Origin of the sequence: Maribacter arenosus (assembly GCF_014610845.1) — a bacterium.
Lineage (GTDB): Bacteria > Bacteroidota > Bacteroidia > Flavobacteriales > Flavobacteriaceae > Maribacter_A > Maribacter_A arenosus.
In genome coordinates, this window is the sequence record NZ_JABTCG010000003.1 from 248,937 (window position 1) to 271,175 (window position 22,239).

Genomic DNA, 22,239 nt, shown 5'->3' on the forward strand with positions numbered 1-22,239 from the left:
TGTAAATCATATATTTGCAGGCTGTTGAGAAAAGCACATATAAAATATTCATAACCCATGCAAAATAAAGGACTTATAAAGCTTTTTGCCTTCTTATTCGGGCTTGTTAGTATCTACCAATTATCATATACCTTCATTACGGCTAAAATTGAAAAAGATGCCGAAGAATATGCAATCAATAAAATTTCCAGTGCTGAGGAAAATTACCTTGCCCAAAGAGAGATATTGGAAGCCAATTATTTAGATTCAATAGGAGGTAATCCAATACTTGGCTATACTTCTTATGATGATGCCAAGAAAAAGGAGTTGAACAAGGGTCTTGACCTCAAAGGGGGCATCAATGTAACCCTTCAAATATCAGTAAAGGATATATTGAAAGGATTAGCGGACAATTCCAATAGTCCGATTTTCAATAAGGCCTTAGCTGATGCGGACTTAGCTTCCAAGAATAGTGACAATACCTATGTAGAACTCTTTTTTGAAGCATTTGACAACATTAAGGGAAATACCAAATTGGCCTCTCCGGAGATTTTCGCGAATAAGGGATTGAGCGATGAGATCAATTTTCAAATGACCGATGATGAGGTTAAACCCATCATTCGTAGAAAGATAGATGAGTCTATTGTTTCGGCCTTTGAGGTGTTGCGGGAACGTATTGATGGTTTTGGGGTGACACAACCCAATATTCAACGGGAGGGTAGTTCAGGTCGTATATTGGTAGAATTGCCTGGGGCAAGGGATATTGCTAGGGCACAGGAGCTATTGTCTAGTACGGCCCAATTGGAGTTTTGGGAAACCTATGAGCAAAACAATCCTAGTTTCGGCAATTTTATCGTAGCCGCTAATGAGAAGCTTAAAACGCTAGTAAAGGTCGATGATATTGAAGAACCGGTCAAGGAAGAATCCGAGTTGGATTCCCTGCTTTCCGATGTTACCGATTCCTTGGATTTGACAAATCAAATTAATCCATTATACGATATATTACTTCCTGCTAATCCCGGTACGCATGCTATGTTCAGGGCTGCAGTAAAAGATACGGCCAAAGTTGGGGAATACCTCAGAATGCCTGAGATTCAAAGGCTACTGCCAGCGGATATCCAATTCACCAAGTTTTTATGGGAACGACCTTCTACGGATAATGTGGAAATACTTGATTTATATGCTTTAAAATCGAATAGAAATGGCGAACCAAGAATAAGCGGTGATGTTGTAAGTGATGCCCGTGATACTTATGATGAATTTGGAAAACCGGCCGTAAGTATGAGTATGAATTCCAGAGGGGCCAAGGAATGGCAGAAATTAACAAGCGATGCCAATATCAATAATACAGGAATTGCGGTGGTCCTTGACAATAAGGTTTACACGGCACCTGGTTGTTCCGTTGTTGGGGGTATTTCCGGTGGTGGAACTGAGATTACCGGTAGTTTTACCGTAGAGGAAACCAAGGATATTGCCAACGTATTGCGTGCGGGTAAACTGCCTGCAAAAGCAGAAATTATACAATCCAATGTAGTAGGGCCCTCTTTAGGGCACGAAGCTATAAATAGTGGGTTTATGTCGTTCTTGATCGCGATGGCCATTGTATTGGTCTGGATGGTCTTCTACTATGGTAAGGCGGGACTATTTGCCGATATTGCTTTACTGTTGAATATTCTTCTGATATTTGGTGTGCTGACCAGCCTAAGTGCGGTATTGACCTTGCCTGGTATTGCCGGTATCGTTTTGACCATTGGTATGTCGGTCGATGCGAACGTACTGATCTTTGAACGGATCAAGGAGGAATTGGATAGGGGAAAAGGAAAGTCACAAGCCGTTGCTGATGGTTTTGGTAATGCCCTTTCATCGATTTTAGATGCGAATATCACGACGGGATTAACCGCTTTGATCTTATTTTTGTTCGGAACCGGTCCTATAAAAGGCTTCGCTACGACTTTATTAATAGGTATCCTTACATCATTGTTCACCGCCATTTTTATCACGCGACTTTTGGTCGACTGGTATTTAAGCGGGAAAGGGAGAACCCTGGATTTCTCTACGGTTCTTACAAAGAATCTATTCAAAAACTTGAATATCGACTTCTTGAGCAAGCGAAAAATCGCTTATGTAATGTCATTTATTTTGGTGGCCATAAGCGCATTCTCTTTGTTCTTTGGTGCCGGTTTGCAACAAGGGGTCGATTTTGTCGGCGGTCGTTCGTACCAAGTTCGTTTTGAACATGAGGTAAGTCCCTCTGAGATTGCCTCGGAGTTAAATACTGTTTTCGGAAGTGGTACCAATGTAAAAACATATGGCGAGGCCAACCAAATTAAAATTACAACACCTTACAAAGTAGATGTTGAAGGCGTTGAGGTTGATGATGAAATACAGGATAAGTTGTTTACGTCTCTTCAAAAATACCTTCCAGACGGTATTTCAAAAGAGGATTTCATTATCGGTAGTGATGATAAGGCCATCGGAATAATGCAATCAGTAAAGGTCGGACCGACCATTGCGGATGATATCAAAAAGAATGCTTTCTTGGCGATTATCGGGTCACTAGCCGTAGTGTTCCTCTATATTTTATTGCGATTTAAAAAATGGCAATTTTCTTTAGGTGCCGTGGTCGCAGTTTTCCATGATGTTTTGATCGTGTTGGGTATATTTTCGATTACGGGGAAAATAATGCCCTTTAATATGGAAATTGATCAGGCCTTTATCGCTGCCATATTAACGGTAATAGGGTACTCTTTGAACGATACCGTAGTTGTTTTTGACCGAATACGTGAAACCTTAGCGGAGCGTGGTTGGCGTGGAGGTGAGAACGTCAATGCTGCGGTGAACAGTACTTTGGGTCGTACATTGAACACCTCTTTGACTACATTGGTGGTGTTGTTGGCCATATTTATTTTTGGGGGAGAATCCTTAAGAGGTTTTATGTTCGCTATGATCGTAGGTGTTGTTGTAGGTACCTACTCTTCAGTGTTCATCGCTACTCCTATCATGTTCGATACAATAAAGAAAAAGATTTCTGACGGGAAGAAGGCTAAATAATAATATATCACAAACTAACTCAATAAAAAAAGCCGCTAAAAAGCGGCTTTTTTTAGGCTGATTAGGATTTCATAAGCCAATTTTTGGCATCTTTAATGGTATTGAACATTTTACATTCGTAACCAAAATTTCGAATAAAGGTCGCCAATAACTCATAATCCCTTAGAAGTTCCTCATCAAATGCCACTCCCGCCAGCTTATAATGAGGCTTCCACCCGATTGCATTGAACTGCTCTGCAAAGACAAAGGTATTATCCAGTTTCAATCTTCTGTTTAATCTAGAGATAGCAAGAATCTTATCCAAGCCATGCTTTTCACAAGCAAGAGGTATTTTGGACCATATTCGAATACTTTCTTCCAACTCATCATCGGCATCGCGATTCCCAATAAATTCAGCTTCTAGATAATTTTCTTGGGTTTTCAATTTTAGTTCAATGGGCATACAATGAGCAGTTTTTGGATATTATAATTTCTTTAACCTACATTTTAAATATAAAGAGGTTTTATAGTAAAATCCAAAAAATAGATGGAATTGTTCCGATTTATTTAAGTTGTGTGAATAATCAATTTTTAGGCCACATGTTTTTTGGGAGATCTTGTTTCCTTGATATAATTAAATTGTTGCCTAACCTCAATATAGCAACCATCATTCGCATCTAAATCGCAAACAGTGCGTAACGTGATTTACGTTAGAACTTTCTGTTGAAAAACTAAGAATTATTCTAGGAATAACCCTTAGACCTAGATTGCATTATCGGTATGTCAGCACCTGGCATAAGACGGATAGGATAAGAATCAAGAGACCCTAAGAGCAATCAGGGTAGTACTACTTTACCTTGTGAACCATCTTCACCTACTTCGAGCCTGATTATAAATTGAGGTTGTAAAGCGGATTCCTTCCTATGGGAGACAAAAATGATGGTGGACTTGCTTTCCTGGGCCATCTTATTGACCAAAGAGACCAAGAGTTTTGCGGAATTGTCGTCAAGTCCTACGGTAGGCTCATCCAAAATCAACAACAAAGGATGTTTTATCATAGCCCTGGTAGTCATTATCAAACGCCTTTGACCTAGGGTAAGATCGTGGAAAAGGGTGTCTTTAAGATGCCACATATTTATCAGTTGCAACCATTCTTTGGCGAGCCTCAATTGGGCTTCGGTAGGCCGTACGTATAGGCCAACGGAATCTAATATCCCAGAGATCATCATATGCTCCAAGGAGTGGTACCCCGTAAATTTATCGGTCATAGTGGGTGTAAAGTAGCCGATATTTTTTTTAATGTCCCAAACACTTTCCCCACTGCCTTTTTTATACCCAAAAAGATAAAGCTCCTGCCCATAGCCTTTTGGATTCTCGCCTGTTATCATGGAAAGTATCGTGGTCTTTCCACTTCCATTGTTGCCGCTAAGTTCCCAAAACTCCCCCCTACCTATATCCCAAGTTATGTTCTTTAAAATAGGCCTGTCATTATAACTAACATTAACATTCTTAAGAGTGATCAAGGTGTCTCCATTATAGTGCATGGGCTTCAAGGGTAGGGGTATTTTGCCTAAAAAGGTATTATGGGTTTCAGTAGGTGTTAGGGCTTTTAAGCTTGGCAGCTTTTCTATGGTATTACCTATAAGTTTTGCATAATGGGTGATAAATGGTAAAAGGTCTTCCTTTCTACTTATGATTTGGATCATTACAATATCTTTTGAGATATGGCGAAGTTGTTTTCTAAATTCTTTCAGGAAGTATTGGTCCAAATTGTCAAATGGGTTATCCAAAACCAAAAAATCAGGATTGGATTGTAATAAATGGTCGAGAAGCACTTTTTTTTGTTCCCCGCTAGACATGGATTGTAAACTCTGTTGGCGATTAGCAGTTATTCCACTTTCGCCGTGTCGACTTTCCTCCTTGATAAATTCGATCAACGCTAGTTTAGAAAATAGACCCCCTTGTAATCCTTTCAACGCGGTAAAATTCAGGATGTTTCCTGACATTAATCTGTCAATAAAATCCATTGTTTTGGAATCATTATTAATGAAAACCGCCCAATGTTCACCTTTCTTCATGCCATGACATTTTTATTAAATATACGCCGAATGGAAAGCATATAAAAGTGCGAAACCTTATGGATAATGCTTTTATTTCCAAAAATCGGGAATGATCGTACTATCGACACATTTTTTGTAGTTCGGCAACTTTGTTTTTTGAGAATTATAAGGTATTTTCCATTTTCAGATTGGCGGACAAAAACGGCCTGAATATGGAAGAAAAGATGACACTTATTACGGTGGAGAAAGAAATGGGCAAGGCCTATAAAGGACTAAGGTTTTTACTAGAGTCCTTAAATGAAGTTTTGATTGAAAATGGGGAAGAGGATATCGCAAAATACATACCCTGGATCAATCATGATCAACTTCATGAAACATCTATCACCCCTAAAATCATACAATTGTATTCGCTTATATTTCAAATGGTGAATATGGTAGAAATTAATAATGCTGTCCAAAATCGCCGGTCAATGGAAGAAACTGACCTTGCTGGGGTAAATGGTCTTTGGGCCTCGAACCTAAAGGATTTGAAGGCCAAGGGGATGAGCGAAAAAGAGATCATCCCAATTTTAAAGGAAATATCCATAGAACCTGTTCTTACGGCACATCCTACAGAGGCAAAAAGAGCTACTGTTTTGGAGCATCATCGAGAACTTTATCTCCTTTTGGTAAAACTTGAGAATACCATGTATTCCCAACATGAAAAGGCAAATATTAGGAATACCATTAAACTTAGCTTGTATCGCCTATGGAAAACAGGGGAGATTTATTTGGAAAAACCGGATGTGGAATCTGAACTGCGGAACATTGTGCATTATTTGGTCAATGTATTCCCAGAGGTCATCCCTATTGTGGATCAGCGGTTAGAGCAAGCAGCCCATATTTTGGACTTGAATAAAGGGGCGATTCAGAGCAATCACGCCTATCCCAAAATCACCTTTGGAAACTGGGTAGGGGGCGATCGGGATGGTCATCCGTTGGTGACCTCAGAGGTAACCCAGAACACACTGTTGCATTTAAGACTCAATGCCTTCGTGGTTATTGGTCGAAAATTGAATGAATTGGTTCGGCGTCTTAGTTTTAGTATACCCTTGGAGAAATGCTCCAATGACTATCAAAAACGCATTGACGAAATGGTTACTGAATTGGGCGAACGCGGACACCAGGCCTTGCATCGCAATGTGGGAGAAGCTTTTCGGCAAATGATTTCTTTAATGATCGCAAAATTACCCGTTGATACAGAACGGGGACATGCGACAAAATTATCCAATATCCAGGGGGCATATATACATTCCTCCCACCTGCGAAGGGATCTGGGATTATTGCAAAAAGAATTATTGGACTATGGTGCAAAGTCTACAGCCTATGAAGAAGTAACTTCAGCCCTGCGTATTGTAGAGGTTTTCGGTTTCCATCTTGCGGCCTTGGATATACGACAGAACAGTGATTTTCACGATAAGGCCATTGGGCAGCTTTTGAAGGCGGCACATTGGGAAGAAAGTTCGTATATAGACTGGGATGAAGAAAAAAGAGCGGCTTTTTTATTAGCGGAATTACAGCATGCCAGACCTTTCGTACATGTCAAAACTCCGTTAGATAGTGAAGCGAAAGCAGTTATGGATTGTTACCGAACAATTGAGGCGCATACTGCTATCTATGGTTTCAACTGTATTGGGTCGTTTATAGTGAGTATGACGCGTTCGTTCTCTGACCTTATGACCGTTTATCTTTTGGCCAAAGAAGCCGGACTTACTTTTATGTCTGAAGAAGGTTTGGTCTCAAAGATACATGTGGTACCATTATTGGAGACCATAGAAGATTTAGAAAATGGTCCCGTTATCTTGGAGGCGTACTTTTCGAACCCAATAGTGCAAAGATCTTTAAAATATCATCAGGAACAACAAGGTCATAAGAGACCTATGCAACAGATTATGATAGGTTACAGTGATAGCAATAAGGATGGTGGGATCATGTCAAGTAACTGGCATTTGTACAAAGCCCAATATAAATTGGCCCAGTTGGGGGAAGCATACAATATCGATATACGATTCTTCCATGGTAAGGGAGGGTCTATAAGTAGAGGTTCAGGTCCCACGCATTATTTCATAAAGGCATTGCCTTATAAATCTCCCAACGGAAACATTCGATTGACCGAACAAGGGGAGACCATTGCCCAAAAATATGCCCATAAAATAAATGCCGCATTCAATCTGGAATTATTGGTAGCCAATACCCTAAGTAAAACATTATTGGATAAAAGCAAAGAGCGTAGTTATCATGAGAATGCCGATATTATTGAATGGTTGGCGGAAGAAAGTAAAAATCAGTATACCAGCCTTATAAAGTCCGATGGTTTTATAGATTATTTTAGGGCGGCCACCCCGATAGATGCGATTGAAACCAGTAAAATTGGCTCAAGACCATCCAAAAGAACCGGAGCCAATACCTTGGCGGATTTAAGGGCCATTCCATGGGTTTTTTCTTGGAGTCAAGCCAGTTATCATATGACCAGTTGGTACGGATTAGGTTCTGCGCTGAAAAAATTGAAGTCCGAACGACCAAAAGAATACCAAGAGTTGAAACAGTCTATAGAAACAGATGCTTTTTTAAGATATGTATTTACCAATGTCGATAGTAGTCTAGTTGCAACTGATGAGGAAACCATGAAACTGTATTCAGAATTGGTGCCAGACACATCATTGAAGGATTTATTCCTTTCAAAATTTTTGGACGAATTGAAATTGATGCATCAGCATATGGATGACTTATCGGGAAAACGAATAGAGGAGAGGAGAAAAGAATTGTACTTTTCCAATCATTTAAGGGCTCCATTGATGTACAGTTTACATAAGAAACAAGTGGAATTATTGCGTAGGTGGAGAATGGAAAAACCTCAAAATCCAGTCGCCGCCCAAAACACCCAAATAGAACTTATGCTTACCATCAACGCTATAGCAGGGGCCAACCGAAATACGGGTTAACGGGTTTGTTGAAATCTTGAAATGTATTTCAATTTAAATAAAGCCTTAAAAGATGTTCACCCGAAAGATATAAACCGGATTGTTTTTGTACGTCGTGGTCTTATCCAATGACATTCCATTTTTTAACGCAACCTTTTGTGATGGTAAATTGTCGATATGGATGATAGAGATCAGCGAATTAGCCAATTGGTGTTCTATGGCAAAAGACTTGCATTTTTTGGCCGCTTCAATGGCATATCCTCTTTTTCTGTAGATAGGGAGCAAAGAATAACCGATTTCCAGCTCTTGAATGCCGTCTACGGTTTGTTTCAGTAATCCGCATTGGCCAACCAATAAGCCGGTTTTTTTGTCGACAAGGGCATTCAGTCCCCCAAGGTGGTTGTCATACCGATAGAAGATATTTTTAAACCAATTATGACAGGCTTCTTTTGGATCTAATGACTCTTCAGCCCAATACTGGGTGCTAGTTGGATTTTCATGAAAAGGTAGCCAGGCATCAAAATCAGAGGGTTCTAACTTTCGATAGGACAATCTTTCGGATTCCTCACCGGTCAAAAGAAAATCCATTGCCCTATAACTTATTGAATTCGACCCTATCGCCAACTTCAAGTAACCATTTTTCCGAAAGGCCTGCCTTTATTTCCAAGGCATATTTTACTGGGACTTGTGAAGGCAGTAACTTTTCATCGAAAGGTTGGGCATTTTCCTGAAAACTTGCAATTCTTAAGTCCTCATTCAAGAAAATGATATCCAGACCGAATTCGGTATTCTTCATATGAAAAAAATGTTGCCGCACATCTGGGAATATAAACAACATTCCTTGGTTTTCGGCCATACTCTTTCTATACATCAATCCGGTTTCGGTCTCGTAATCCGAATCGGCAATTTCGATATCGAGCGTAGTAAGGACAGAATCAGTTTCTGCTTTATAAATTGTCAGTATACCTTCTTTGGTGAAAGTCACAGTTTCGGTTTTGATTGCTTTCTTTGTTTCATCCTTGCATGCCGAAAAGAATATGAAAGAACCTAGTAAAATGGATGCTTTGAGCGTATTGATTTTTATCATTACTATCTGACTTCCGATTACGACCGATTACTACTTGGCCTGAACATAAAATACAGCCCGATTAAAATAAAGGGAATGCTCAGCCATTGTCCTGTTGATAATAGACCCAAGGTTTCCTCGAATCCACCTTGACTTTTCTTGACAAATTCAACAAAGAACCGAATGGTCCAAAGCAAAACCAGGAACAACCCAAAAAGGTACCCCAATTTATTTTTCTTATCGGTTTTCCAGTACAGATAATACAAAAGGATGAAAACGAAAATATAGCAAATACCCTCATATAATTGGGTAGGATGCCTATAGGGGATTTGGGCTAAATATTCTGAAAATTGGGCATTGTGCTCAATAGCATCATAGGCCGCATTGACCGTTTTTTCCTTGGTAATGGCCAGGGCTTTTGATGGATGCATGTCATCTGAATCACGAATGAATTTTGTAGCGAAAATAAAAGATTCATCCGTCACTTTCCCATTAATCTCCGAGTTGAAAAAATTGCCCAAACGAACGCAAAAGGCCCCAATGGCAACGGGTATAACAACACGGTCTAAAACCCAAAGCAGTTTGAATTCGGGAAATTTACGGGTATAGAGGTACATGCCAATAATCACACCTATTGCCGCCCCATGGCTTGCTAGCCCTGTGAAACCGGTGAACTCGTACCCATTTATAATTCCAAATAGACTGCTGTCGGCACTCTCCCGTATCGGCAAAAGAATTTCCGCAATATGATTTTTGTAATAGGGCCAATCGTAGAATAGCACATGTCCTAACCGGGCACCTAACATGGTCGCTAAGACCGAATAAATAAATAGGGAATCGAGTTGTTCAACGGATTTTTTTTCATGGGTAAAAATACGTTTCATGATAAACCACCCAAGAGCGAAGGCAACAATCCATAGCAGATTGTAATATTTAATCTGTAGAAAACCTATTTTGAACAATGTTTCGTTAGGATTCCATATTAAGCTTAAAAAGTGCATATGTAAAATTTGAATGGCTAAGATAACTATTTAGTCCAAAGTACTTCCTATGAGAACCATGGTATTTACTACAACTTGCCCACTAGGGAACAGGATCATACCCTTTGCCACCCCATGGGTGACAACTGAAGATGCGTTTCAGCGCCAACCAACCCCCTTTAAATAATCCATGTTTTTGTAAGGCCTCTAGAGTGTAGTGAGAACAGGTAGGTGAGTACCGGCATGTTGCCGGAGTATATGGGGAAATGGCATATTGATAAAATTTCACCAAAAGCACAAAAGGGGCAATAAGAATTTTTTTTAAACTGAGTTTGGTATCCAGTCCCATAAGCCGCTGAACTTTGTTATTTTGATTGTCGTTTAGGAAACACTGAAAGTGGTGCCTTCCTTACCGTCTTTCAATTGAATGCCTAAAGCCGCCAATTGATCGCGAATCTTGTCAGAAGTAGCAAAATCCTTATTGCTACGTGCCTCATTGCGCAATTGGATCAAGAGTTCAACAACCCCCTGAAGCTTGTTCGAATCCTGGTTCCTTTCCGTTTTTTGTTCCAAGCCCAATACTTCGAATACGAAATCATTCATGGTTTGTTGAAGCAATTCCTTGTCCGTGGTGGTAATTTTCTCCTTATCTTCTTTGATGAGATTGATATGTTTTACGGCCTCGAACAGATGGGCAATGAGTATTGGGGTATTGAAATCATCATTCATGGCATCATAACATTTCTGCCGCCACTCAGAAACATTGAAATCCGAAAGCTTGTTGGTCTTCAAATCCTTAAGATTGTCAATGGCATCCATTAATCTATAAAAGCCTTTTTCAGAGGCCAAGAGTGCATCATTGCTAAGGTCTAAAATACTGGTATAATGAGCCTGCATCATAAAAAATCGTACTACGGAGGGGCTAAATGGCTTACTTAATACTTTATTATCACCCGAAAAAATCTCACCGGGTAGGATATTGTTGCCTGTGGATTTTGCCATTTTCTGTCCATTCATGGTCAGCATATTGGCATGCAACCAATAGTTCACAGGGGAATGGCCATTGCTGGCTTCTGCCTGGGCTATTTCACATTCGTGATGCGGGAATTTCAGGTCCATCCCACCACCATGAATATCAAAGGTTTCCCCAAGATATTTGGTGCTCATCGCAGTACATTCCAAATGCCATCCGGGAAAACCATCCCCCCATGGCGAAGGCCATCGCATGATGTGCTGAGGCTCGGCTTTTTTCCAAAGCGCAAAATCTTGTGGGTTTTTTTTCTCGCTTTGGGCGGCCAATTCACGGGTACTGGCAATCATGTCTTCCAACTTTCTGCCACTCAATTTCCCATAATCGTAGTCCTTATTGAACTTTTTAACATCAAAATATACAGAACCATTTACTTCATAGGCATATCCTTTCTCGAGAATTTCCTTAATGATTTCAAGTTGTTCAATGATATGTCCGGTTGCCGTTGGCTCTATACTTGGGGGTAAGAAATTGAATTGATCCAGGATATAATGAAAGTCAACGGTGTACCGCTGCACAACCTCCATGGGCTCAATTTTTTCCAATCGTGCCTTTTTTGCAATTTTATCCTCACCTTCATCGGCGTCATCTACCAAATGTCCCGCATCGGTGATATTGCGCACGTACCTAACTTTATAGCCCAAATGTCTTAGATACCTGAAAATCATATCGAACGACATAAAGGTGCGGCAGTTTCCCAAATGCACATTGCTGTATACCGTAGGACCACAAACATACATGCCCACATGACCTTCATTTATAGGTCTGAAGATTTCTTTTTTACCGGAAAGTGAATTTGTGATTTTTAAGATTTGTTCCTGGTACAATTGCATTTGAGGTGAAGACAATTAAAATTTTGTATCTAGATTCAAATATTCCAAAAATTCGATTCGAAGGGCTTCGTTTTTGAATTTGCCCCCGTACTCCGCTGTCACCGTACTACTTTCGATATCCCTAATGCCTCTGGAGTTCACACATAAGTGCTTGGCATCGATTACACATGCAACGTCATCGGTGTTCAATACTTTTTGAAGCTCTCGTACGATCTGTATATTCAAACGTTCCTGAACTTGTGGCCTCTTGGCAAAATAGTCGACAATTCGATTCATTTTTGAAAGTCCAACAACGGTCCCATTGGAGATATATGCCACATGGGCCTTACCAACTATTGGGAGTAAATGATGTTCGCAGGTGGAATATAGGGTGATGTTCTTCTCAACCAACATTTCACCGTATTTGTATTTGTTTTCAAAGGTCGAGGATTTCGGTTTTTTTTGCGGGTCCAATCCACCAAAAATCTCTTTTACAAACATTTTTGCAACCCTATTTGGAGTGCCATTTAGACTATCATCATCTAAATCGAGCCCTAAAGTGAGCATAATCTCCCGAACGTTTGCCCGAATGCGTTTGATTTTTTCATCCTCGTTCAACACAAAGGCATCATCGCGTAATGGGGTGTCCTCAGCTGAAGCAACGTGGTCATTTCCCATTTCTTCGAAGTGCTGTTCCAAAGTACTATCCATTTTCATTCAAAAAACTTTACAGAACGGCAAAGATATACATTATATGGCACTTTATGACCTAATTGCCGTAATACACAACATAAATTAGTGTTAAGGGTGATCGCAGATTATTTTTATGATTCTCAAGTTTAACCTGCCAATGAAGTATAAGGGTATTAGGTTCTTTTTAGTTTTACTGTTGGGAGTTTCCGGTGTATATGCGCAGGTAGCACCTGATTGTGGCACTGCTATTCCCATTTGTAACAATACCCCGGTAAATGGGGGAACTATGGGTTATGGTGTCGATGACTTCGATGGGGCATTAATGTCCGGTTGTTTGGAAGAAACTACAACAGGGGCCATCGAATCCAATTCGGCTTGGTATCGTTTCAGGACGGGGGCATCTGGTCAATTAGGCTTCAATATCGGATTTGATACTTCTGAAGATTGGGATTTTGCACTGTACAAAACGAGTGATTGCAACACATTGGGAGAGCCTGTTCGTTGCAATTTTTTCGATAATCAAGATCAGAATGCATTTATTGGAGTGGGGGAGGACCCGACAGGAACTACCGTTAATGTACAATATGAGGATTGGTTACAAGTAGAGCCAGGAGAGGATTATTATTTGTTGATCAATAATTTCAGCAACAGCAATTCCGGTTTTTCAATACAATTTTCAGGAAGCATTTTCATCAGCAATCCTTATGATGCTTTGGATTGTTCCATTATCAGTAACTTACTGGGGCCGCCGATTTCAGCCTGTGAAAATGATATCATTACACTTGATGCAACAACAACTGATGCAACTGCATATAACTGGTTCATGGATGGTGGGAGTGGTTTTCAACCCATTATTGGGGAAAATAACCCAACCCTTGCAGTTACAACAAATGGTGCTTACAGGGTAAACGTTACACTGCCTGATGGAAGTACCGTAATAAGTGATGTGGAAGTGGTTTATTCGGCAATGCCATTAGCAAACCCCTTGACTGATGATGCATCCTGTTCAGGAGCGACAACATATGATCTTTCACAAAAGGATACAGAGGTTTTGGGAACACAAAATCCGGCCGAATTTATCGTCAGTTATCATGCGACTTATACGGACGCCACCAATGGGACCAATGTTTTGCCCAAGGCTTTCGTTACTGGTAATGGTTCACAGACAATTTTTGTACGGTTGTCATCGATAAGCAATCCTATGTGTTTTGACGCTAGCCAGCAATTTCAATTGACCCATCTTGAATCCCCGATTATGGATTTCGATACGGAGGCTTACCTTTGCGCCGAAAACGCAAGTGTGGTGATTGGGGAGACCCTTCCACCAAATCCAAATTATACCTATTTGTGGGATTCGGGAGAAACAACCGCCAATATTGAGGTGTTCCAAGCTGGCACATATACTGTAACGGCAACCAATTCACAAGGTGGGGTAACCTGTAATGACTCAAGGACAATTAATGTTACCACATCTGTAACACCCGTAATAACCGATGTATTGATTGAGGATTTACAGGTAAAGAACACGGTTACGGTTTTGACCAATATCACTGATCACATTGAATTTCAATTGGATGGTGGGGATTTTCAATCTTCTAACGTTTTTAGCGACGTCCTCCCAGGAATACATACGATTACCATCAATGATGTGAATGGATGTGGCACAGTCACTGAGCAGATTGTGGTCGTGGGTTTCCCAAAATTCTTTACGCCAAATGGGGATAATCACAATGATTTATGGCATATAGATGGAATTTCTGAACTTGAAGCCCCTATTGTGCATATTTATGATCGTTTCGGAAAATTTTTAAAACAGCTCAATGCAAGCGATATAGGTTGGGATGGCCGTTTTAATGGCAACCCCCTACCCTCGTCTGACTATTGGTTTAAATTAAGTTATATCGATACCACGGGGCAAAGGTCAACGGCAAAATACATTAACAACCATTTCTCTCTTAAAAGATAGTCGGCCAAATTATTAGGATAGGCTTGCATTTTATCGATTAACTGCATAAAATATCGCCAAAATATAATAAAATATAAGTGGTTGAGTTATACTAGTTGTTACTGGTATAATGTTAGCCCCATTTTCTATGCGAACACTTTTTTTTGTTATAGGTTGTTTTTTCCTGTTCTTAACGGGGATAAAAGCCCAAAATTCACCCGATTGTCGAAGTGCTATTCCCGTTTGCGCCGATGGGCAACCCATTATGCCTTTTGTTGATGGAACTGGTGATATCGATGATTTTGACCCCGATGTTGTTCGGCAAAGTGGTTGCTTGGAAAAAGGAAGCGTTAGTTCTGCCAATATTGAGCACAACACCTCATGGTTCGTTTTTAGGGCTGGCACAGGGGGGCAAGTAGGTTTTGATATTGAAGCATTGCCAGTTGGTGGTGTGGGAACCCCAACAGCGGAGTGGGACTTTGCGGTTTATGGTCCTTATGACCAAACCAGTGGTCAAAACTTTTGTACTATTATAGGTGATGGTACTTCTGAACCCATACGATGTAACTATGAAGTGAACACTACCAATTTTACGGGGATTGGTGTGAATCCTGAAAATGGAGTGCCTGGGGGCCCTTTTGTAAAAGGAAGTCAGAACACCTACGATGAATGGTTGGATGTATTGCCAGGAGAGATCTACTATATATTTGTAAATAATTTTAATACGAATTTCGATGGGGATCCAGAACAATTTTCGCTGACCTTTACAGGTAGTTCGGTTGATGCCGATCAAGACAATGCCTTGGATTGTACCCTTAGGGATGAATTTTTGGGGCTGGATATCATTGCCTGCGAAGGCGACCCCGATATAGTGTTGACCGCCTTAAACTCTCCTGCAGGACCGGATATCGCCAATGTAACTTGGACCGTGGACTATGATGATGATGGAACTATTGACGATACCTTGACAGGAACGGGAACATATGGAGCTGAGTATGTGGTGACAAGCCCCAACTCAGGTCGTTATTTTGCCGAAATCACAACAGCTTCAGGAACCCCACCTACGGTGGCTGACGTCGGAGGTATTTTGATTACTTTCTATGGGATTCCTGTACTGGAACTTGGTAACGAGGTAACAATATTAGATGACTTAGCGGATAGTAATAATGTACAATTCAATGTTGTAGGTAACGGCGACTATGAATATGCCATTAATGGGGGGGATTTTCAAGATGACCCTATTTTTAATGATGTGCCTCCGGGCATTAATACAGTGATCGTTAATGACAAAAATGGTTGTGGTACCACAGAACCCTTAGAGTTTTTAGTAGTGGGCTATCCTAAGTTCTTTACGCCCAATACCGATGGGTTCCACGATTACTGGAACGTACTGGGTATTGAGACCCTTATTGATCCCGTTGTTCATATTTTTGACCGGTACGGGAAACTGATAAAACAATTGGATGCCACGACCATTGGCTGGGACGGCACCTTTAATGGAAGGCCTATGCCATCCTCGGATTATTGGTTTAAGATGGAATATTCCCGTGATGAGGAAGGGGTAGTGGTTGCAAGGTCGTTGCGAACCCATTTTACTTTAAAAAGATAATTTGGATAAAAATTATATAAAAAGACCCTTAGGTATACCATAAGGGTCTTTTTTTGTTCCTTAGAACTTTATTGCCTTAAAAATTCAATGTATAGCTTAAAGTTACATTCGTATTTGACTTGTTGATAAGGGCTGGTGTCGTAACTCCAGTATCGAACAATTGCATATTGTAATCCTGTTCGATCCTGTTCACTGCGAGATCTAATCGACTTCCCCCGAAGTTAAAACCAATTCCCCCGGAATAACCGTTTAAATCCCCAATATTGTTGCCGTCGGCGTATGGACTTTGTTCAAACCGATATCCTGCCCTTAAGCTCACTTGATCAATACGATATTCGCCTCCTAATCTAAAGGAAGATACCCCATCGAGATTATTGGCAATCTGGGAATTTACTAAGGAGAAACTAGTATCACCGGCAGGTCTTAATTCTGCCTGGGACATGTCTTGGTAGCTATAGTCAAAACTTAGAAGTCCGTCTTTGCCGAAAATCATAGCCATGCTACCAGTCCACTTAGCTGGTGTCTTAATGGTGTATTCTTCAAAAAGGTTTATTATGTCATGGTTGATAAAATTAATATCATCATCGGCCAAATCTGAATTGATGCGTTGCGAAAAATCATCGGTCAGACGATACCAGGTCGGGGATTGATAACTACCTCCCACTCTAAAATTTTCATTCACTTTCGCTATTGCCCCTAAATTCAAAGAGAACCCCGAACCTTCGGTATGTAGAAAGTTGGAAAACTCTGTCCGTTGTATCAGAGATCCTGTATCATACCCACTTTCACGGAATTCATCGAATTGATCATAGAAAATGGTGTGAAAATTCAATGAGGCTCCCAAATATAGGTTGTCTTGGTATTGGGTAGCGAAATTCACAGTGAATTTACCATTGTATCCCGAGGTCAATCGTAAGAAATCCTGATTCACAGTATTATACAAAGCATTGCTATTGTATATTGTGGTGGCATCATCATCACTTTGGGGATCTATTATACCCCCATAATACCCTAAAAAAGCCTGTTGATCCCCAAATCCCTGAACAGCTCCGATATCCAGGTAGCCATCTTCAATATACTCACCATCCTGTAATAAAATGGAACCAAAGGGAACCCCTTGGGCGAAATTCAAGAAATAATTATCGATGCCTTGGTCACTGGTGCCCACGATACTGAATTCATCGTCGAAATTCCGTACCAGATCGTAATTGACCGCAAGGGCCATTTTTTTCCAATCCGAACCGCTATTACTTTTAAAAACAAATACCCCACCAATTTGATTAAGATCCAAATTATTGGTTTTAACACCCGAGGATGTGCCGAAATAAGTAGCCAAATTGTCCATTTGGTAATGTGAACCGGAAATCGTAAACAAGCTATTATTGAATACTGCCGCCCCTGCCGGATTGATATTGAGTGCTGATAGATCACCGCCTAAAGCGCCAAATGCCCCACCCATACCTTGAAAACGGGCAGTTCCTTGTAAATTTTCATGACTATAACGAAGCACGTCATTAATATTTTGGGCACTTGAGATCGTGCATACCAAAAGCACTATGAAAGTTATATACCTTTTCATTTTATATGATTTTTAATGTCAGTATTGATAATATAGGATTTAATTTCTCCTTCCACCGCTACTCCTACTAGAACCGCTACTTCTGCTAGAACCTGAAGATGAGGAACGACCGGCAGATGATCGTGAAGAACTACTGCTGGAGCTTCTATAGCTTCCGCTACTTCTAGTGCTCGAACTTCTACTACCAGACGATCTATAAGTACTTGTCCTTGGTGCTGAACTTCTGTAAGACTGCGAACTTCGCGTGTTGCTTCCAGAACTTCTATATGTACCAGAGTTACCAGTGCGGCTTCCCGAACTTCTGTAGGTAGAAGTTCTAGGAGTTGTTGCCCTAGTAGGACTACCTGAACGTGTGGCACCACTTCTATAAGTATTGCTCCTGGAATTAGAACTCCTATAATATGGACTTGTCCTGGATGAGGTGTTATATCTTGGTGTTGCCCTGGTACTTCTACTGGTACGATATGCCCTATTTTGATCTACACCTACTGTTCTACGGGTGGTAGAATTACTTCGATAGGTATTCGACCTTCCTGTATTGTTATTGCTTCTGATGCTACTCGTTCTTGTTGAGGTACTGTTACTTCGGTATCTTGGTGAGGTTCCCCTGGTATTTACATTGGATCTTCCCCTTAAGCTACTCGAATTGTTGGCAAGTGAATTGGAGTTATAGTATCCTCTACGACTTCGGTTCAAGGCGTAATTTCCATAATTCCCATATCGGCCATAGTACCTATTTCCATAATATCGATTATAATATCGGTTACCATAATAACCATAACCATATCCAAAACCATAATAGTAAGGGGAATACCATCCTCCCCATCCGTAACCATAGTAGCCTCCCCAGCCCCAATTGTTCCAGCGCCATGGACGGTAATATCCACCCCAACCATAGTATCCTGCATAACCCCAGTTATCCCACAGCCATGGGTTATTAAAACCCCAACCATAGGCACTCCAGCCCCAATTGTTCCAGCCACTTGTATAAACATTGATACTCACGTCAGTGGCATTGTCTCCCCAACCACCATAACCTTCATAATCGTTTTCAGGTTTGTAATAATCGGTCAACTCATCTTTCTGTGGAATGCTGTCGAATTCGGATTCACTTGAATAGGAATCGATATCAGTAAAGACTTCACTATCCAATATTTCGTTATACTCTTCGGCCTTTTGTCCAAAATAGTCTTGGTAGGGATCGTGGCTTTTTTTCTTCACTACTTGTTGAGGGGCCCTTTCAACCACTCTGACATTATCATCTTCGTAAATGCCATCATTGTCGTAGTATGAGGCTTGCTGGTAAGAACCACAGGATGCTGCAAATATGCCTATAAAAGCAAAAAGCGCCACGGTGCGGATTCTATGGTGAGGTAGCGAATGTATCATGGTTTCAATTTTTATTGTTGAACATATTAAAAATAGTTAGTTTTACCGAACTATTTCGATAATATTAACACAAGATTTGTGCCAAACTACGCATAATGGGTAAAAAATTAACAAAGAGGGATGAGGATTATTCCAAATGGTATAACGAGCTCGTTGTAAGGGCTGATTTAGCCGAAAACTCGGGGGTTAGGGGATGTATGGTCATCAAACCATACGGCTTTGCCATATGGGAAAAAATGCAAGCTGGATTGGATAGGATGTTCAAGGAAACCGGCCATGAAAATGCCTATTTTCCCCTGTTTATTCCAAAATCTTATTTAAGTAAGGAAGCAAGTCATGTTGAAGGGTTTGCAAAGGAGTGCGCGGTAGTAACCCATTATCGTTTGAAGAATGCCGAGGACGGAAGTGGTATCATTGTGGATCCCGATGCAAAATTGGAAGAAGAGCTTATAGTTAGGCCAACTTCCGAAACCATTATTTGGGATACCTATAGACGATGGATTCAATCATATCGGGATTTACCTTTGTTGATCAACCAATGGGCCAATGTAGTACGATGGGAAATGCGTACCCGACTTTTTTTACGGACATCAGAGTTTTTATGGCAGGAAGGCCATACGGCACATGCCACAGAAAAAGAGGCTATAGACGAAGCGGAAATGATCATGGACCTTTACGCTGATTTTGCTGAAAACCATATGGCCATGCCGGTGATAAAGGGGGTGAAAACTGAAAGCGAGCGGTTTGCCGGTGCCGTGGAGACTTATTGTATCGAGGCATTAATGCAGGATGGCAAAGCCTTGCAAGCGGGAACCTCCCACTTCTTAGGGCAGAATTTTGCCAAGGCCTTTGATGTGAAGTTCGCTACCAAAGAAGGTAAGCAGGAGTATGTATGGGCAACTTCATGGGGAGTATCCACCCGATTGATGGGAGCTTTGGTGATGACCCATAGTGATGATCATGGGTTGGTATTGCCTCCAAAACTGGCACCTATACAGGTTGTAATCGTACCCATTTACAAAGGCCTTGATCAATTGGAGGCCATTTCAGAAAAGGTCGAACCTTTGGCAAAGGAGTTGCGGGCTAAAGGGTTTTCGGTGAAATATGATAATCGGGATACCCAGAAACCGGGATTTAAGTTTAATGAATATGAATTAAAAGGGGTTCCTGTACGCTTGGCCATTGGTCAGCGCGACATGGAAAATGGCACCTATGAGATAGCACGTCGCGATACCTTTGAAAAGGAAACCGTGCCGATGGATGAGGTTGTCCCCAAAATTGAATTCCTTATGGAGGATATTCAAAAGAATATCTATACCAAAGCGTTTGATTACCGACAGCAACATATCACCGAAGTCGATTCCTATGAAGAATTTAAAAAAGTCCTGGAAGAAAAGGGTGGATTTATTGCGGCCCACTGGGATGGTACGGTAACAACTGAGGATAAGATCAAGGAAGAGACCAAAGCTACCATACGTTGTATTCCAATAGAAGGGGATACTACTGCTGGCCATTGTATGGTTACGGGCGAACCATCGGTTAGAAGGGTATTGTTCGCCAAGGCATACTAAGGCAAAAGATGCCTTTAATTATAATAAAAGATGATTTTTGAAAGTTCACCAAACCTGTCATAATCTTTTACAGGATTCCTTATCTTCGGGAATCGGTAAAAAAATAATAAGCAGGTGTTGCGATAGTTAAAAATAATTGTATTTTTGCATCCGCATTTTGTGCAAAGTAATGGTCCGTTCGTCTAGGGGTTAGGACGCCAGGTTTTCATCCTGGTAACAGGGGTTCGATTCCCCTACGGACTACAAGGGAAGTAAGAGGGAAGTGGTACGATTTAAGAAGTGGGGATTTTAAAACTAATTTTCGTACTTCGTATTTCTAACTTCGAACCTTTAAAACGGCCCGTTCGTCTAGGGGTTAGGACGCCAGGTTTTCATCCTGGTAACAGGGGTTCGATTCCCCTACGGGCTACCAAATTAAAGAGACGATTGTCTTAAAAACATAATTTAAAGAAAAGATGGCAAACCATAAGTCGGCATTAAAGAGAATTAGAAGAAATGAAGCTGTTCGATTACGTAACAGGTACCAGCACAAGACTACCCGTAATGCAATCAAGAAGTTGCGCGGTGAGGAGAATAAGAAAGATGCCGAGAAAATGTTGCCCGAGGTTGTTAGTATGATCGATAGGTTGGCAAAGCGCAATATCATCCATGCTAATAAAGCCGCAAATCTAAAGAGTAAGTTGGCAAAGCATATTGCTGCCTTGTAAGAACGAACGCTTTTGAACAATTTAGAAAAGCCCTGAAGGTACTACCTTCAGGGCTTTTTCATTCCATTGACTATGGGTGGATGTCCTTCATTTATGAATCGTTTAGAAAATCAATACCATAAGGTCTACTGCCAAATTGCTGTTCTTTCAAGAATCTTCAGGAGCGCGTATGGGTCTCATTAATAGAAAGCCCAGAATAAAACAAGCATTCATAATTACAATGAGGAGATAATGGAATTGCCTTAGGCTTAATTTTTCATATAGCGCATAATCATATCGGGCGAAAATTGAAATCAAGGGAAAGAAAAGATTGAAAACCAAAAGTCCGGAACTTATCCATACCAATAGATTATATTGTTTTCCATTTTGCCCCTTAATTTGATGGTAATAAAGAACTATTGAAATGATCAATACTATGGAGCCTATGGTGGAGGCATAAATTTGTGGAAAAATCAAGACATTTTGAAAAAACGGATTTATCAGTGTTGCTATGATATAAACAGCACCCCCATATTTGATAATAACCTTATGTCTTTTATTGTTTATGGTTTTCCAAAATAAAAGGTAGAAATACAAAAAGAATACGACATCATAAATATTGAAGATGATATAGTTGGCGTATTGATACTTATCCTGATAAACAACCTGAAAGTTTTCAAAATCACGAATGAAATAACCCAGTATTTCCGATACCAGGGTGTATGCGATCAACATAGGTAGGTATTTTAGGACACTTGTACTAAAATAGCGGTTATAGCGGAGTAATGAAACCACCAATGTAATCGCATACAGGGGTAAGAAATAATTATCTTTTAAAAATGCGTACATC

At 40.6% G+C, this 22,239-nt stretch carries 17 protein-coding genes and 2 tRNA genes; 8 read left to right on the top strand and 11 right to left on the bottom strand.

Annotation, left to right across the window (positions count from 1 at the left end; genetic code table 11):
* Positions 1-57 precede the first annotated feature (57 nt).
* Complete coding sequence (secDF, locus tag HPE63_RS09180) at positions 58-3,030, top strand: protein translocase subunit SecDF (RefSeq protein WP_188313976.1); 2,973 nt, start codon at positions 58-60, stop codon at positions 3,028-3,030.
* A 61-nt stretch (positions 3,031-3,091) separates the two neighbouring features.
* Here secDF and HPE63_RS09185 read toward each other — a convergent pair whose 3' ends face one another.
* Positions 3,092-3,472 (bottom strand): hypothetical protein, encoded by a 381-nt coding sequence (locus tag HPE63_RS09185; RefSeq protein WP_188313977.1) that lies wholly within the window; start codon positions 3,470-3,472, stop codon positions 3,092-3,094.
* 373 nt (positions 3,473-3,845) lie between these two features.
* On the bottom strand, positions 3,846-5,087 hold the full coding sequence (locus HPE63_RS09190) for an ATP-binding cassette domain-containing protein (protein WP_188313978.1): 1,242 nt from the start codon (positions 5,085-5,087) through the stop codon (positions 3,846-3,848).
* Positions 5,088-5,281: 194 nt separating this feature from the next.
* Between HPE63_RS09190 and HPE63_RS09195 the strand changes: the two genes are divergently transcribed.
* Complete coding sequence (locus HPE63_RS09195; protein ID WP_223198102.1) at positions 5,282-8,050, top strand: phosphoenolpyruvate carboxylase; 2,769 nt, start codon at positions 5,282-5,284, stop codon at positions 8,048-8,050.
* Between the two features lie 45 nt (positions 8,051-8,095).
* Here the strand turns inward: HPE63_RS09195 and HPE63_RS09200 are convergent, their stop codons facing one another.
* The 6 genes from HPE63_RS09200 to folE form a co-directional block, all read right to left on the bottom strand.
* Positions 8,096-8,617, bottom strand: a complete 522-nt coding sequence (locus HPE63_RS09200; RefSeq protein WP_188313979.1) for a GNAT family N-acetyltransferase — start codon at positions 8,615-8,617, stop codon at positions 8,096-8,098.
* Between the two features lie 4 nt (positions 8,618-8,621).
* Positions 8,622-9,116, bottom strand: coding sequence for a DUF192 domain-containing protein (locus HPE63_RS09205; protein WP_188313980.1), 495 nt, complete (start codon positions 9,114-9,116; stop codon positions 8,622-8,624).
* Between the two features lie 17 nt (positions 9,117-9,133).
* Positions 9,134-10,096, bottom strand: a complete 963-nt coding sequence (gene lgt, locus HPE63_RS09210; RefSeq protein ID WP_188313981.1) for a prolipoprotein diacylglyceryl transferase — start codon at positions 10,094-10,096, stop codon at positions 9,134-9,136.
* An 82-nt stretch (positions 10,097-10,178) separates the two neighbouring features.
* Positions 10,179-10,424 carry a membrane protein insertion efficiency factor YidD gene (yidD, locus tag HPE63_RS09215; protein WP_188313982.1) on the bottom strand — a complete coding sequence of 82 codons (246 nt, stop codon included), beginning with the start codon at positions 10,422-10,424 and terminating at the stop codon, positions 10,179-10,181.
* Positions 10,425-10,456: 32 nt separating this feature from the next.
* Positions 10,457-11,938, bottom strand: coding sequence for a cysteine--tRNA ligase (cysS, locus tag HPE63_RS09220; protein ID WP_188313983.1), 1,482 nt, complete (start codon positions 11,936-11,938; stop codon positions 10,457-10,459).
* Between the two features lie 15 nt (positions 11,939-11,953).
* Positions 11,954-12,634 carry a GTP cyclohydrolase I FolE gene (folE, locus tag HPE63_RS09225; RefSeq protein WP_188313984.1) on the bottom strand — a complete coding sequence of 227 codons (681 nt, stop codon included), beginning with the start codon at positions 12,632-12,634 and terminating at the stop codon, positions 11,954-11,956.
* Positions 12,635-12,743: 109 nt separating this feature from the next.
* On the opposite strand from folE, the gene HPE63_RS09230 reads away from it, so the two are divergent.
* Together HPE63_RS09230 and HPE63_RS09235 are read left to right on the top strand one after the other, a co-directional pair.
* Positions 12,744-14,576 (top strand): T9SS type B sorting domain-containing protein, encoded by a 1,833-nt coding sequence (locus HPE63_RS09230; protein WP_223198103.1) that lies wholly within the window; start codon positions 12,744-12,746, stop codon positions 14,574-14,576.
* Between the two features lie 127 nt (positions 14,577-14,703).
* Positions 14,704-16,164 (top strand): T9SS type B sorting domain-containing protein, encoded by a 1,461-nt coding sequence (locus HPE63_RS09235; RefSeq protein ID WP_188313985.1) that lies wholly within the window; start codon positions 14,704-14,706, stop codon positions 16,162-16,164.
* A 76-nt stretch (positions 16,165-16,240) separates the two neighbouring features.
* Here the strand turns inward: HPE63_RS09235 and HPE63_RS09240 are convergent, their stop codons facing one another.
* Together HPE63_RS09240 and HPE63_RS09245 are read right to left on the bottom strand one after the other, a co-directional pair.
* Positions 16,241-17,743 (bottom strand): OmpP1/FadL family transporter, encoded by a 1,503-nt coding sequence (locus HPE63_RS09240; RefSeq protein WP_188313986.1) that lies wholly within the window; start codon positions 17,741-17,743, stop codon positions 16,241-16,243.
* 39 nt (positions 17,744-17,782) lie between these two features.
* Positions 17,783-19,132 carry a hypothetical protein gene (locus HPE63_RS09245; protein ID WP_188313987.1) on the bottom strand — a complete coding sequence of 450 codons (1,350 nt, stop codon included), beginning with the start codon at positions 19,130-19,132 and terminating at the stop codon, positions 17,783-17,785.
* 95 nt (positions 19,133-19,227) lie between these two features.
* On the opposite strand from HPE63_RS09245, the gene proS reads away from it, so the two are divergent.
* The 4 genes from proS (at position 19,228) to rpsT (ending at position 21,410) form a co-directional block, all read left to right on the top strand.
* A complete protein-coding gene (proS, locus tag HPE63_RS09250; protein ID WP_188313988.1) occupies positions 19,228-20,703 on the top strand; it encodes a proline--tRNA ligase in 1,476 nt (491 codons plus the stop codon).
* Positions 20,704-20,874: 171 nt separating this feature from the next.
* Positions 20,875-20,946: transfer RNA gene (locus HPE63_RS09255), tRNA-Glu, on the top strand.
* Positions 20,947-21,040: 94 nt separating this feature from the next.
* A tRNA-Glu gene (locus HPE63_RS09260) sits at positions 21,041-21,115 on the top strand.
* A 43-nt stretch (positions 21,116-21,158) separates the two neighbouring features.
* Entirely contained in the window at positions 21,159-21,410 is a 252-nt protein-coding gene (gene rpsT, locus HPE63_RS09265) for a 30S ribosomal protein S20 (protein ID WP_188313989.1), read from the top strand.
* Between the two features lie 147 nt (positions 21,411-21,557).
* Here the strand turns inward: rpsT and HPE63_RS09270 are convergent, their stop codons facing one another.
* A complete protein-coding gene (locus HPE63_RS09270; RefSeq protein ID WP_188313990.1) occupies positions 21,558-22,238 on the bottom strand; it encodes a hypothetical protein in 681 nt (226 codons plus the stop codon).
* Between the last annotated feature and the right edge of the window lies 1 nt (position 22,239).